At 64.2% G+C, this 13,568-nt stretch carries 16 protein-coding genes; 2 read left to right on the top strand and 14 right to left on the bottom strand.

Features of this window, described 5'->3' with window-relative positions; genetic code table 11:
* Positions 1-3 precede the first annotated feature (3 nt).
* From tsaB to AC1Q6C_RS20030, 5 genes are all read right to left on the bottom strand, one after another.
* On the bottom strand, positions 4-687 hold the full coding sequence (gene tsaB / locus AC1Q6C_RS20050) for a tRNA (adenosine(37)-N6)-threonylcarbamoyltransferase complex dimerization subunit type 1 TsaB (protein ID WP_065455183.1): 684 nt from the start codon (positions 685-687) through the stop codon (positions 4-6).
* Positions 688-794: 107 nt separating this feature from the next.
* Positions 795-1,286: a tRNA (adenosine(37)-N6)-threonylcarbamoyltransferase complex ATPase subunit type 1 TsaE gene (gene tsaE, locus AC1Q6C_RS20045; protein WP_003940673.1), complete on the bottom strand. Its 492-nt coding sequence runs from the start codon at positions 1,284-1,286 to the stop codon at positions 795-797.
* Entirely contained in the window at positions 1,276-2,328 is a 1,053-nt protein-coding gene (locus AC1Q6C_RS20040; RefSeq protein WP_492666742.1) for an alpha/beta fold hydrolase, read from the bottom strand. Before AC1Q6C_RS20040 ends, tsaE begins: the two co-directional genes overlap by 11 nt.
* Positions 2,325-3,527, bottom strand: a complete 1,203-nt coding sequence (gene alr, locus AC1Q6C_RS20035) for an alanine racemase (protein WP_158170550.1) — start codon at positions 3,525-3,527, stop codon at positions 2,325-2,327. Before alr ends, AC1Q6C_RS20040 begins: the two co-directional genes overlap by 4 nt.
* 55 nt (positions 3,528-3,582) lie before the next feature.
* A complete protein-coding gene (locus AC1Q6C_RS20030; RefSeq protein ID WP_492666741.1) occupies positions 3,583-5,016 on the bottom strand; it encodes an NAD(P)H-hydrate dehydratase in 1,434 nt (477 codons plus the stop codon).
* A gap of 38 nt (positions 5,017-5,054) precedes the next feature.
* Between AC1Q6C_RS20030 and AC1Q6C_RS20025 the strand changes: the two genes are divergently transcribed.
* Entirely contained in the window at positions 5,055-5,426 is a 372-nt protein-coding gene (locus AC1Q6C_RS20025; RefSeq protein WP_003940908.1) for a plastocyanin/azurin family copper-binding protein, read from the top strand.
* Positions 5,427-5,479: 53 nt separating this feature from the next.
* Here the strand turns inward: AC1Q6C_RS20025 and glmS are convergent, their stop codons facing one another.
* Positions 5,480-7,342, bottom strand: a complete 1,863-nt coding sequence (gene glmS, locus AC1Q6C_RS20020; RefSeq protein ID WP_003940837.1) for a glutamine--fructose-6-phosphate transaminase (isomerizing) — start codon at positions 7,340-7,342, stop codon at positions 5,480-5,482.
* Positions 7,343-7,453: 111 nt separating this feature from the next.
* Here glmS and AC1Q6C_RS20015 point away from each other — a divergent pair, with 111 nt between their 5' ends.
* Complete coding sequence (locus AC1Q6C_RS20015) at positions 7,454-8,293, top strand: poly(ethylene terephthalate) hydrolase family protein (RefSeq protein WP_003941000.1); 840 nt, start codon at positions 7,454-7,456, stop codon at positions 8,291-8,293.
* Here the strand turns inward: AC1Q6C_RS20015 and AC1Q6C_RS20010 are convergent.
* The 8 genes from AC1Q6C_RS20010 to AC1Q6C_RS19975 all read right to left on the bottom strand — a co-directional run bounded on the left by AC1Q6C_RS20010 (position 8,254) and on the right by AC1Q6C_RS19975 (position 13,533).
* On the bottom strand, positions 8,254-8,544 hold the full coding sequence (locus AC1Q6C_RS20010; protein ID WP_076949013.1) for a hypothetical protein: 291 nt from the start codon (positions 8,542-8,544) through the stop codon (positions 8,254-8,256). The genes AC1Q6C_RS20015 and AC1Q6C_RS20010 overlap by 40 nt on opposite strands.
* Entirely contained in the window at positions 8,541-9,605 is a 1,065-nt protein-coding gene (locus AC1Q6C_RS20005; protein WP_238587985.1) for a hypothetical protein, read from the bottom strand. The genes AC1Q6C_RS20010 and AC1Q6C_RS20005 overlap by 4 nt, the downstream gene beginning before the upstream one ends.
* 80 nt (positions 9,606-9,685) lie before the next feature.
* Positions 9,686-9,991, bottom strand: a complete 306-nt coding sequence (locus tag AC1Q6C_RS20000; RefSeq protein ID WP_050655853.1) for a hypothetical protein — start codon at positions 9,989-9,991, stop codon at positions 9,686-9,688.
* A 110-nt stretch (positions 9,992-10,101) separates the two neighbouring features.
* Positions 10,102-11,439 carry a phosphoglucosamine mutase gene (gene glmM, locus AC1Q6C_RS19995; protein ID WP_050655854.1) on the bottom strand — a complete coding sequence of 446 codons (1,338 nt, stop codon included), beginning with the start codon at positions 11,437-11,439 and terminating at the stop codon, positions 10,102-10,104.
* Between the two features lie 154 nt (positions 11,440-11,593).
* On the bottom strand, positions 11,594-12,103 hold the full coding sequence (gene rpsI / locus AC1Q6C_RS19990) for a 30S ribosomal protein S9 (protein ID WP_007728596.1): 510 nt from the start codon (positions 12,101-12,103) through the stop codon (positions 11,594-11,596).
* A complete protein-coding gene (gene rplM, locus AC1Q6C_RS19985) occupies positions 12,100-12,543 on the bottom strand; it encodes a 50S ribosomal protein L13 (RefSeq protein ID WP_003940842.1) in 444 nt (147 codons plus the stop codon). Before rplM ends, rpsI begins: the two co-directional genes overlap by 4 nt.
* A 290-nt stretch (positions 12,544-12,833) precedes the next feature.
* Positions 12,834-13,127, bottom strand: coding sequence for a WXG100 family type VII secretion target (locus AC1Q6C_RS19980; protein WP_492666740.1), 294 nt, complete (start codon positions 13,125-13,127; stop codon positions 12,834-12,836).
* 100 nt (positions 13,128-13,227) lie between these two features.
* Positions 13,228-13,533 carry a WXG100 family type VII secretion target gene (locus AC1Q6C_RS19975; RefSeq protein WP_003940986.1) on the bottom strand — a complete coding sequence of 102 codons (306 nt, stop codon included), beginning with the start codon at positions 13,531-13,533 and terminating at the stop codon, positions 13,228-13,230.
* Between the last annotated feature and the right edge of the window lie 35 nt (positions 13,534-13,568).

Here is a 13,568-nt window from a genome sequence, read left to right as displayed (position 1 = left end):
GCCTCACTTGCCACGTTCTGCAAGGGTCTTCGCGTCCGGGCGTCGGAGGTACAGCGGCTCCAGCGGGGCCGGAACCGAACCGGCCAGGATCTCGCGAGCAGCGACTGTCACCAACCCGGCCGGTGAAGGTGTCTCCGCCGGGTCGACGGGTAGATCGAAGAAGTCCACGTGCGAAGCGGATCCGGCAATCAGCGTCGAAGGCGAAGGATCGACGTCGCCGGCGGAATTCACAGCCGGTCCTTCGACGCGCACTCCGCCGTCATAGCGCGCCCAGTAGATCTCGCGACGCCTCGCGTCAGTCACGACGAGCAGGCTCGGTGTGGTCGGTACCGCAGCCGCGATCGCATCGAGGCTGCACACGCCGTACACGGGAACACCGAGTGCGTCGCCGAAGGCAGCGCCCGTCGCCATGCCGACACGCAGTCCGGTGTACGGCCCTGGCCCGACACCCACGACGACGGCGTTCAAGTCGGCCGGTGTGAGCCCTGCCTCGGCGAGGCATTCGAGGACGTGAGGGGTCAAGACCTCGGCGTGCGCACGAGGATTGACCGTGACACGCACGGCAAGCGTCTCCACTGTGTCCGGTGACTCTGCGTCCGGTGACACTGGGTCCGGTGACGAAGCCGACAGGGAGACGACTCCGGCAGTGACTGCCGGAGTGGAGGTGTCAATTGCGAGAACAAGCACGATTTCTCAGGGTACCCGCACGTGAAGAACTACTTCCGGCCCGGGAGGGTCACGACGTCTGTGACACGAAACGCCGTTTCACGACGTCTGTGACACCAAACTCCCTTTCACGACGTCCAGGACCAACTCGCAGTCCGCACATCCGATTCGGGTTCCCGATGAAGCTGCACTCGCAGGTGCCGTTCGACGAGCCTTTCCACGACGTCACCACCCCATTCGACCACCACCACTGCATCGGTGAGGTCGGTGTCGAGGTCGAGGGCATCGAGTTCGTCGAGCGCATGCGGTCCGCTGTCTCCCAGCCGGTATGCGTCGACGTGGATCATGCCGACGGGAACTCCGCCGCCGGGGCGGGTGCCCGGACGATGCTCACGAGCGATGACGAACGTCGGGGACGTCACCCGGCCCTGCACCCCGAGCCCGGCGCCGATTCCGCGCGTCAACGCGGTCTTGCCTGCCCCGAGTGGACCGTCCAGCACCACCAGGTCGCCGGCAACAAGTCCCGCCGCCAAGCGTCGGCCGAAAGCCTCGGTATCCTCGGCCGTTTCCAACGTGATCTGTCCGGACACGGGAAGTCCCGTGGAGTTCTCAGCCGACATCGGACCGCTCTTCTACCTGCGCTCGCTGCACCAACTTGTCGATTGCGTCCGTCACGATCGCCGGGAACTCGAGCTGCACCAGATGGCCGGCCCCGTGAACTCGCACGAGTTCGGATTCGGGGAGATCGGCAGCGAGACGCTTGGAGCTGACGAACGGAATCATCATGTCTTGATCGCCGCAGATCACGACTGCCGGTGTGTGCGCGAGGACCTCGAGAGAAGCGGACTCGTCGTGCAGTTCCAACGTCCGCAGGAAATTGACGATGGTCACAACCGAGGTGCGGTCGAGCATGCCGTCCGAGAGTTCATGCAGCCGTGGGCTGACATCGGTGCCGTACGAGGCCGCACGCAGGATCGGCGTGATCAATACTCGCGCAGCGCCCCGGGCATGCTGAACTACTCCTGGTGAGGTGCGCACTGCCAACCGGAATCCGTCGATGATCGGATTCTGCAGATTGCGGGTCAGGCCGGTCTCCGCCAGGCCTGCCGCCGTCGTCGCGACCAGCCCCACGCCGATGACTCGGCCCTCGAACCATTCGGGTCGCTGACCGGCGAGCGCGAGTACCGTCATGCCGCCCATCGAGTGACCGACCAGAACTATCGGTCCCTTGGGTACCTTGGCATCGACGACGGTCGCGAGGTCGCGGCCGAGCTGAGAAACCGTACAACTCTTCGAACGCGGCATGCCCGAGTCTCCGTGTCCGCGCTGGTCGTAGAACACCATGCGAACCTTGTTGCCCCATCGCTCTTCGAGCTGGCGGCGCTGGAAATGCCAGGACAGCGCACTCAGGCAGTATCCGTGCACGAAAACGACTGTCAGCGGAGCGTCGTCCGGTCCCACTTCGCGAACTGCCAGCTCGACACCGTCCTCGGTGCGCACCGTGCTCTTGCGGTCGCGCGTCATGAGGTCGAAGTCCTCGTCCGCGTAGATTTCCCGGCCCGGACGCGTCGCGGTCTTGAATGCGTTCACGCCGGCCATCGAGCCGAGCGCCACGGCGCTGAGCAGGCCACCGAGAATGCTCATCTTTCCTGCAGTCTTCATGACGTCTCTCCCCCGATGTACGTACGCACAGTGCGTCCACGTATCCCGGTCACGACCTCGTAGTGAATGGTGTCGAGTACGTCGGCCCAGGCCTGCGCGTTGGGTTCGCCGTGATCGCCGTTGCCGAAGAAGATCGCGGTGTCGCCTTCGCGAACTCCGTCACCGTCCGGCCCCAGGTCCACCAATACCTGGTCCATGCAGATTCGCCCGACAGCCTGGCGACGCTTACCGCCCAACTGCACTTCGAACTTGCCACTCAGTGAGCGAGACAAACCGTCGGCGTAGCCGACGGGAAGCAGCGCAAGAGTGGTGTCGTGCGGTGCGACCCACTGATGCCCGTAGGAGACGCCCTCTCCGGCGGCTACCTTCTTCACCAGAATCACCTTCGCTCGCAGCGTCATCGCCGGTCGTAAACCGAAATCTCCGAGTTCGGGCACCGGAGACAATCCATATATCGCGATTCCCGGCCGAACCATGTCAAACCGCAGGTCAGGACGGGTGACTGTAGCAGCGGAGTTGGAAAGATGAACGACCTCGGGGTCGAATCCGCGAGCGCGGACGTCGGCAACCGCGTCGATCAAACGCTGCTTCTGCATGTCGATGACGTCGTGATGCGGTTCGTCCGAGTGCGCGAGGTGAGAGAACACTCCGCGCAGCCTGATCGTGCCCTCGTCCCGCGCAGTGGCGAGGTCGTCGAGCATCTGCGGCCACTCGGTTCTCGATACGCCGTTGCGATTGAGACCGGTGTCCACCTTGAGCGTCACCGTCGCCTGTTGTCCCAGAACCCGTGCCGCGCCGACGACAGCGGCCAGGTGTCGCGGGGAGGACACGCCGATCTCGACGTCCGATCGGATCGCCGAGCCGAAATCGGCGTCGACGCCGTGCAGCCAGGCAAGGACGGGAGCGGTGATGCCTGCCTCGCGAAGGACCAGTGCCTCCGCGATGGTGGTGACGCCGAGTTCCCGGGCTCCCGCCGAGAGCGCCGTCCGCGCCACCGCAACTGCGCCGTGGTTGTATCCGTCCGCCTTGATGACCGCCATCAACGCTGCATCCCCGGCAAATTCACGCAGAACACGCACGTTGTGCGCGATCGCGTCCAGATCGACGACTGCCTCCGTCTGCGGCCCTACTGCGTCGTCGAGTCGGCTCGCCTTCCCCTCCGCAGGCTCCTTCGGTGCTCTTCCCTGGGCAAGCGTCATGGCGACAATCCTGCCACCCACGCAGAATCGGACACGTGTTCGGGTTTGAACACCCTCAATCGAGGGCAAAAGAGCGAAGCACACGCACCGATTCCCGCAGACCTCCCAGCAGGGGTGAAGCCGAAATCGGTGCTCCGGCGACATCGCTCTGACCGCCGGCAGCGGCGATGTTCGCAGCCAACGCGTGCGCCCGCGCCCCGACGGCCCCGGCTTCGAGAGGGCTCAGACCCGCCGCCAGCAACGCACCGATCACACCGGAGAGGATGTCACCCGAACCTGCCGTCGATGCCCAGGAGCCGCCGGCGTCGTTGACCAGCACCTCACCGCCGGGATCCGAGATCACCGTCGTATGGCCCTTCAGCAGGACCGTGACTCCGAGGCGTGCGGCAAGAGCACGCGTGGCCGCGATCCTGTCGTCGCCAAGAGTTGTGAATCGAGCGAACTCGCCGGCGTGGGGCGTCAACAGTGTCGGCGCGGTCCGGGCTGCGACAAGTTCGGGACGCTGAGCGAGGAGGGTAAGTCCGTCCGCATCGACAACAACGGGTACATCAGTAGCCAGCACCGACGCCAGAAGTCGCGCGGCGTCGTCGTCGGTACCCATACCGGGGCCGACCACCCACGCCTGAACTCGCCCGGCGGCTCGGAACGTCTCACTCGCAATCACCTCCGGGAACAGGGCGAGCACCTCGGTGGCGCCGTGCCCGGCGTAGCGGACCAGGCCGGCGGTCGCGGTAACCGCGGCACCGGTACAGAGCACGCCCGCGCCGGGATACTGCTCACTTCCCGCAACGATGCCCACCACACCCTGCGAATACTTGTCGTCCTCCGGACCGGGCACCGGCCACAGCGCACCGACCTCCGCCGGATCGAGCGAACCGAACTCGGGTTCGCCGACGCTCAATCCGATGTCCACGAGTTCGACACGACCACACAGCGGAGCCGCGAGTACGTGTACCGGCTTGAGCGCACCGAATGTGACCGTCACATCAGCGGTCACCGACGGGCCGTCCACTGCGCCGGTGTTCGCGTCGACGCCGCTCGGAAGATCGACCGCCACGATCGGTGCATCCACCTGGCCGACGAGATCGGCCGCGTCAGGCCGTAGACCGCCGTGCCCGGAAATCCCGACGATGCCGTCGATCACCAGATCCGGCGACCCGACTTCGGCGGCGACTCGGCCGCCGGCCTTCAAGAGAGCATCGAGGCCCGCCCGATGAGCGCGCGCCGGATCGAGCAACACGGCCCGCACGCTCACACCTCGTTTGCGGAGCAACGCACCGGCCCACAGGGCATCACCGCCGTTGTCGCCCGTACCGACCAGCAGCGTCACCGACCGATGCGCGACCGACCCTGTACGGGAACGCAATTCGTCCGCGACTACTCGCGCAAGACCGTACGCCGCTCGACGCATCAGCACCCCGTCGGGCAGCTTGTCGAGCAGCGGCGCCTCAGCTGCTCGCACCTGATCGGCTGTGTAGTACCCACGCATGTCGGAACCCTTCAGTTGCCGTCGCTACCCTCGAAACCATGAAATCACGTCTTCGCCCGGCAATCGCGGGTCTCGTGCTCGCTCTCGGTCTGGTCGGGTGCAGTTCCGGCACCGACTCCACACCACCGGCTCCGGAAACGACGGCCAGCGGACCCGTGGTGACCATCTCCGGGATGGCGTACTCCCCCGCGTCCATCACCGTGAATGTCGGCGAGACGGTCACGTGGGTGTTCGACGACAACGGAATGGCCCACGACGTCAACGGCCTCGGGGACGCCAAGGGCAAACTCCGCAGTCCGCTCAAGAAATCGGGAACCTACACCTACACGTTCACCGAACCCGGAACCTACGACTACACCTGCACACCGCATCCCGAGATGCGCGGAACCGTCGTCGTCGAGACGCCGTAACGCGCTCGGGCCCCACAGTCTTGCGACTGCGGGGCCCGATTTTCTAGCGAAAGCTACTCGACCGTAACCGATTTCGCCAGGTTACGCGGCTTGTCGACGTCGTAGCCACGCGCCGCGGCAACCTCGGCCGCAAAGATCTGCAACGGAACCGTGGACAGCAACGGCTGCAGCAGAGTCGGTGACGCCGGAATCTCGATCAGGTGATCCGCGTGCGCCGCGGCGACGGTGTCGCCTTCCTCAGCGATGACGATAGTCGTCGCCCCGCGCGCCTTGATCTCCTGAATGTTGGACACCAACTTCGAGTGCAGGACAGCGCGGCCCTGCGGCGACGGCATGACGATGATGACCGGAAGGTCCTCCTCGATCAAGGCGATCGGGCCGTGCTTGAGCTCACCGGCGGCAAAGCCCTCGGCGTGCATGTACGCGAGCTCCTTGAGCTTGAGCGCACCCTCGAGCGCCACCGGGTAGCCGACGTGACGCCCCAGGAACAGCACGGTCGACGCGTGCGCGAACTGGCGCGCCAACGCGCGCACCGGTTCTGCCGTCTCGAGTACCTTGCTGACCAATGCGGGCATCGCTTCGAGGTCGGCGTACTCGCGGGCGACCTCGTCCGGATACTTGGTTCCGCGAGCCTGCGCCAAAGCCAAACCGACGAGGTAGTTCGCGGTCACCTGCGCCAGGAACGCCTTGGTGGACGCGACCGCGATTTCCGGTCCTGCCCGGGTGTAGAGGACTGCGTCGGCTTCACGCGGGATCTGTGCACCGTTGGTGTTGCAGATCGCCAGGACGCGTGCCTTCTGGTCCTTGGCGTGCTTGACAGCCTCGAGCGTATCGGCCGTTTCCCCCGACTGCGAGATTGCGACAACAAGCGTCGAGCGATCGAGAACCGGGTCGCGGTAACGGAATTCGCTGGCGAGTTCGACCTCGACAGGTAGACGCGTCCAATGCTCGATCGCGTACTTCGCCAACAGACCGGAGTGGTAAGCGCTACCGCAAGCGACAACGAACACCTTGTCGACGTCGCGCAGTTCCTGATCGGACAACCGCTGCTCGTCGAGGACGATCTTCCCGTTTTCGAAGTGGCCGAGGAGCGTGTCGGCGACAGCGGTCGGCTGCTCTTCGATCTCCTTGAGCATGAAGTAATCGTGACCACCTTTTTCGGCGGCCGCGAGATCCCAGTCGATGCGGAACGGGCGTCCTTCTGCCTCGTTACCCGCGAAGTCGGAGATCCGGTAGCTGTCGGCAGTGATCACCACTGCCTGATCCTGTCCGAGTTCAACCGCATCGCGTGTGTGCTCGATGAATGCAGCGACGTCGGAGCCGAGGAACATCTCGCCCTCACCGACACCGACTACGAGCGGTGTCGAGCGGCGCGCGGCGACAATCGTGTCCGCGTGATCAGCGTGCGTGAAGACGAGCGTGAACGCACCTTCCAACCGACGAACCACCGACAGCGCACTCTCGATGAAATCACCTGCCGTCGGCCCCTGGGCGTACGCCCGGGCGACGAGGTGAACCGCGACCTCGGAATCCGTGTCGCTCTGCAGTTCGACGCCTGCAGCCTCGAGCTCCGCACGCAGCGGGGCAAAATTCTCGATGATTCCGTTGTGAACGACAGCCAGCTTGCCCGAGGCATCACGATGCGGGTGCGCATTGCGGTCCGTCGGACGCCCATGCGTCGCCCAACGTGTATGGCCCATACCGGACGTACCGACGAAGTGATCCGCACCGTACTCGCCGAGCTCCGCCTCGAGGTTGGCCAACTTACCGGCCTTACGCTCGATCTCGACCCCACCGGTTCCGTCGAGAATCGCGATTCCCGACGAGTCGTACCCGCGATACTCCATTCGTCGCAAAGCCTCCACCACAACGCCCAGAGCTGGGCGGTGGCCGACGTATCCCACGATTCCGCACATGGTGACTCAGGGTACTTGGACATCGGCGGTGGGCGCATTTGCGGTTCCCGCACCTGGTTGCAGCGTCCGCTCCGCATACACGAGGCGGCTCATCGGATAACGTCTTCAACCGTGGCACCGAAACTGAAGACACTGACCCGTGAGCTGTCCAAGCGCGGCCCGCACCGAGTTCTCCGCGGCAACCTCGCCCTGGCCGGACAGCCGGGTGTCGTGTACACGCCGGAAACCGGTTTCAATCTCCCCGCCGTTGCCTTCGCGCACGGGTGGATGGTCGGGTCCCACAAGTACGAGCAGACACTCCAGCACCTCGCTTCCTGGGGAATTGTCGCAGCGGCGCCCGACAGCGAACGCGGTCCGGTCCCGTCACATCTCGGATTGGCTGCAGATCTTCGAGCGACGCTCGACATCTGCGTCGGCGTGCGACTCGGCCCCGGACAGATCAGCGTCCAACCCGATCGGGTCGCCTTTGCCGGTCACGGCATGGGCGCGGGCGCGGCGGTACTGGCCGCAGCGCAGCGCGGGGATGTCGGTGCGGTAGCCGCACTGTTCCCGGCCCCGACAGCACCCAAGGCGGAGAACTACGCGTCGAAGATCACAGCGCCCGGATTGATCCTCGCCGGCGAAGACGACGTCGATTCCTTGACCAGCAATGCCCGGCCGCTGAGCGTGGAGTGGGGCGGTCCTGTCATCGCACGTACCGTGAATGACGCCCAAGACGCCGGACTGATCGAAGGCCGCCGACTCCTCGGCGCCCTGGGCCTCGGTGGATCCGAGCGCAAGACACAGGCCGCCACACGGTGCCTGCTCACGGGCTTCCTGTTGTTCCATCTGACCGGCGACAAGAAGTACAAGGATTTTGCTGATCCCGACGTCGAGATTCCGCACACGGCGCCGTTGCTGCCGGTCGAACCTCACTCCGACGCGCGGGCCAGCCAGCTGTTGCGTAAGTAGGAGTCCGTACTCGCCACCGACTCCGGCGGCGAGCACGGCGGCGTCGGCGTCGGCGTCGGCTCTGACGCGGATCGCAGATACGGGCCGGACCTGACCGGCCCATCCGTGTCATTCTCGGCGGATGTCGTTTCGGACGGCGGCTCCTGGTGCGATTCCGCGCTCGCTGCGGCCACTCTGCGCTCACGGAAGTCGTCGAGTTGAGAATCGAGGGTTCGACGGATCGCTTCGAACGGCGCGTGAACGGACTTCACAGCGGACCAGCTCCGGCCAACTCAGCGCCCGTCTCTCCGTCGGGGACCACGATCGACTCGTCGGGGACTGTGGAAGGCGGCTCCGGGTCCGGCGCGGGCGAGAACTCGGCGTTGGATTCAACCGGCACCTCGTGCTCGCGAATCTCAGGGTCGGGAGTTTCGGGCTGGAGTGTCGCAGGCTGGGACGCTTCTTGCGGGCGCGCCTCGTGCAGCGACATCTCCGGATCGGCATCGAGCACTATTCTCGGCCAACCATTTTCGCTCAACTCCAGGGTGGCCGACACAGAGTTCCCGTCAGCACCTGCAACATCCAGACTCACCCCACGACCGTCGGACGCAATCGAGAAGCCCCAAGTGTTGCCGCCGATCGAGAAAGAGACAGGAGCGGCGGCGACACCTGATGCACTCGGCTCGGCGATCGGAAAGGTTGACGTGAACGCGTCTGTCACCCACTGGGTCGCGGCGTCAAAAGCATGACCAACCGCGCTCGCGCACTCCGCACACGCCCTGTCGAATTCATCGCGAGTATCCAGATACGCCGAACGAAAAACCGTGTCCAGCCATGGCGCCGCACCACGACCGGTGGAAGCGACGTGAGTCAGCTGGTCGATCTCCCCCGCACCCAGACCGCCGATCGTCGCCCGGTCGAGGCTTGCCACCTTGAAAGCCTTGTCTGCCAAAGCCGTTCGAACCGTCCGCGCGAACTCGTCGGCCAGCGTGATCAACAGTGGCGCCGAATCCGCATCGGACCGAGCTTCACGCCGCGCCGCGAAGGCATGATCTACGACCGCACCCACGCCGGAAACATTCCACACTGCAGGAAGATTCTCCGCCAGGGTCGTCAGCATCGCGATCTCGGCGACCGAACCGTCCACCGCTGCCGCCATGTCCGACGCATCTCGCATTAGTGCCTCGAAATCGATACCAGCCTCTGCGCGATACGCATCCTCGTAGGACGTAAGCATCCGTTCTTCGAAGCCCAACCGAGAGGCCAGGTCGTGAAATCGATCGAAGAACTGCAGTCCCCTCGCACCAGCATCCAGGATTTCGTCAGGACGCACGCGCGAATCACGCAGTGCAAGAATATCTTCGACGCAATAGTAGCTGTTTGGTACTGCCTGTGCGGTACCGCTCGTCCGTCTCATGAGACCGACCCGCTGGAGTCTCGCAATCGCTGCGCACCCTGACCGTCCACCTCAGCGATCACCTCAGCCGAAGAGGAAAGCCGACGCGCCAACGCATCGAGAAGATCCGCACGGCCAGTCAAGCGAGAATTCAGGACCGCCAATGCCGACGCCAACGCGGCTCCATGCTCGGCGTAATCACGGCCCGAAACGGCACCGCTGAATCGCAGACGCCTGATCGGCTCGGCAGAATCGCGCAGAGCCTGGGCCGCCGACACCGCATGGCGCGCCAATTCATCTGTTCCAGCGCGGTCGACATCCACGAGCGCTCCCAAGTTTCAACGGAACCACTCGAACGTCGAGCGGCCTTTGACTCCTTGGACGCAGCAGGGCGCAATTACGTTCCCTCAAAACGCGAACGCGTAATGAGGGGCTAAACCGAACCGACGATCTCGGCCAACTCGTCGGCCAGCTTCTGCGCGAGCGGAAGTTCGGTGGCCTCGACCATGACGCGGACCAGTTGCTCTGTCCCGGACGGGCGCAGGAGCACGCGACCACCGTCACCGAGGACGCGCTCTGCGTCCGCGACTGCTGCGAGTACCGACGGCGATGCTGCGACTGTCGCCTTGTCCCCGACCTTCACGTTGATCAGAACTTGCGGGAGGGTTGTCATCGTTGCGGCCAGCGCGGATGCCGACTTACCCGTGCGAGCCATGCGTCCGAGCAGCCGGAGGCCGGTGAGAATCCCATCGCCCGTGGTGCCGAACGCCGGCAACACGACATGGCCTGACTGCTCGCCACCGAGGCTGTATCCGCCCGCGCGCAGTTCCTCCAAGACGTAGCGGTCGCCTACGGCAGCAGTCACGATGTTGATACCGGCCTCGCGCATCGCGATGTGCAAACCGAGATTGCTCATGACAGTCGCGACGAGAGTGTTCTCGACCAACTCACCGGCGTCGTTCATCGCGATCGCCAGAACTGCCATGATCGCGTCACCGTCGACCACCGCTCCGGTCTCGTCGACGGCCAGGCAGCGGTCGGCGTCGCCGTCGTGCGCGAGGCCTAGGTCCGCCCCGTGATCGACTACGGCTTTCTGAAGATTCTCCAGGTGCGTCGATCCGCAGCCGTCGTTGATGTTGAGGCCGTCGGGATCGGCGCTGATCGCGATGACGCGAGCGCCCGCTGCCGCGTAGGCAACCGGTGCGAGCGCGGAAGCGGCGCCGTTGGCGCAGTCGACCACAACGGTGAGTCCAGCGAGTGGCTCGCTCGCCGCGCTCGCCAGATGCGCAAGGTACAGCTGAGCGGCGTCGTCGACCGTACGGACGCGGCCGATCCCGGCACCTGTCGGTAGGACGGGCGGTGCAGTGCCCTCGAGTGCATCCTCGATCGCCACCTCGACAGCATCATCGAGCTTGTGTCCACCGGCTGCGAAAATCTTGATTCCGTTGTCCGGCATGGGATTATGCGATGCAGAGATCATGACACCGAGACTGGCGTCGAGCTTTGCCGTCAAGTATGCAACTGCCGGAGTCGGAAGAATACCCACGTCGAGCACGTCGACACCCGCGGAACTCAATCCTGCGGTCACCGCGGCTTGAAGCATCTCACCGCTGGCGCGAGGATCGCGGCCGATCACGGCGGTCGGACGTGCGTCCGAGGTGTCGGCTGTCAGTACGCTCGCCGCGGCAACTGCCAATCTCAATGCAAGATCTGCAGTCAGATCCGAATTGGCAAGTCCACGAACACCGTCAGTACCGAACAACCGACCCATAGAACGACTCCTGAATCCTGTGAACCTCGAGAAGGGAACTCGAGAAGGGAATTTCTCCGAGAAACACAAGAGCGAGCGTCCGGTAACGATGGACGCCCGCTCTTGTGGTGAACAGGTGCCGAAGCAGACCCGTCGGGTCAACCTCGGCAAAGCATCAGCGCTTGGAGTACTGCGATGCCTTACGGGCCTTCTTCAGGCCGTACTTCTTACGCTCGACCGCGCGGGCGTCACGCGTCAGGAAGCCTGCACGCTTGAGGGCCGGACGATCATCAGGGGTTACCTCGATGAGTGCGCGCGCGATAGCCAGACGCAGTGCGCCTGCCTGACCGGACGGGCCGCCACCGTGCAGCAGTGCAATGATGTCGAAAGACTCGGGACGCTCGACGAGCACCAGCGGAGCCTTGATCAGCTGCTGGTGAACCTTGTTGGGGAAGTAGTCCTCCAACGTACGACCGTTGAGCTTGAACTGACCGGTACCGGGAGCCATCCGGACGCGAACGACAGCCTCCTTGCGGCGACCGACGGTCTGGACCGGGCGATCGAGGACGATCGGTGCGAGCGTAGCTGCAGCAACCTCTTCGACGACCTCGACTGCGTCAGAGACAAGCTCTTCCACTGCTTCGATGTTCTCTTCGGACACGTTCTGCTCTTCCGGCGATGTCACTGTGCGACCTGCTTGATCTCGAACGGCACCGGCTGCTGCGCGGTGTGGGGGTGATTCGGGCCCGCGTAAACCTTGAGCTTGCTACTCATTGCGCGGCCGAGCTTCGTCTTGGGGAGCATGCCGACAATGGCCTTCTCGACGAGACGATCGGGAGTCCTGTCGAGGACCTCACCGACAGTGCGGGACTTCAGGCCACCCGGGAATCCGGAGTGGTGGTAAACATTCTTGCCCTGCAGCTTGTTGCCGCTGATGGCAACCTTCTCTGCGTTGATGATGACAACGAAGTCACCACCGTCGATGTGCGGCGCGTAGGTGGGCTTGTGCTTGCCACGCAGCAAGTTCGCTGCCTGAACGGCAAGACGGCCGAGCACCACGTCAGTGGCGTCGATGACGTGCCACGTGTGGGTCACATCTCCGGCCTTCGGGGTGTACGTAGACACAGATCTTCCTCGTCTTAATTCATTCCACTGCTGACCATGTGCGTATCGCGTAAACGATCCTCGGCGGCCAGTTGAGACCCGAGAACCGCCGGTCTCCACGCATTTCTGCCGGAGCCCTACGGCACGCCACCGATAGACGATACCGGTCTACCCGCTGCCAGGTCAAAGCGCAGCCATTCCTGCCAACAGCATCATCGTCCAGCACAGCGACGCGAGCGATCGACATGCGCCTGCCCCGGCAACCTGACGGTACCGGGGCAGGCGGGGTGTCATCACGGCATGGGATGTTGTCACCCACCGAACCCGTTTGCGGCGATCCGATCAGCTTCCTGCATCTTCTCCGAGCCGCTCGCCGTCGCTCCGGCGATCTGCGCGAGAACCATGTTCAGTTCTTCGGAAGCCTGGGCCCAGCGACGCTGTGCGTCGTTCCACGCTTCGGAACCTGCCCCTTCCCAGCCTGCTTGCAGCTTGTCCACGACAACCTTGATGTCGCCCTGTTTGTCGTTGATCGCTTTGGCCTGCTGTTTCATCTGATCGGACAGCATTGCGAGGCCGCTGAAGTCGTACTTGATCCTGTCGGACATAACTGCTCCCGGTTCGGTGTGACTGGAGAGAACTTGTGAGAACTAACTTGTGAGAACTACTGGCTGAGGATTGCTTGACCGGACGATGAAGTGCTGGCGGTCAGGACATGTTCACCGTCGCGCCGCGAAGCGAGCTGACGTTGTCGTCTTCGGTCGAGTCGAAGGTTCCCGCGGCCTGTTTGATCTGCTCGCAGATGTCGGTCAGAGCTGTGTCCAACTTCAGGGCCGCGCTGTTGTATCGCTCCATGATTCCTGCGTATTCGACCTGCGCCGCACCGTTCCACGAATTGTGCGAAGCGTCGGCCTCCGACCGAACAGCGTTGACCAGCCCCCTGATGTCACCGAGATGTCCGTCGATGGTCCCCGCCGAATCGATCAATTCAGCGGTAGTTGCGGTAAAGCCCATGTCGTCCCCCTGGATTCGGTGAGTACCGTTCGGTA

Source organism: Rhodococcus sp. MT28 (assembly GCF_058792695.1).
Note: the sequence above shows the minus strand (reverse complement) of the source record. Positions and strands in the feature narration are given on the sequence as shown.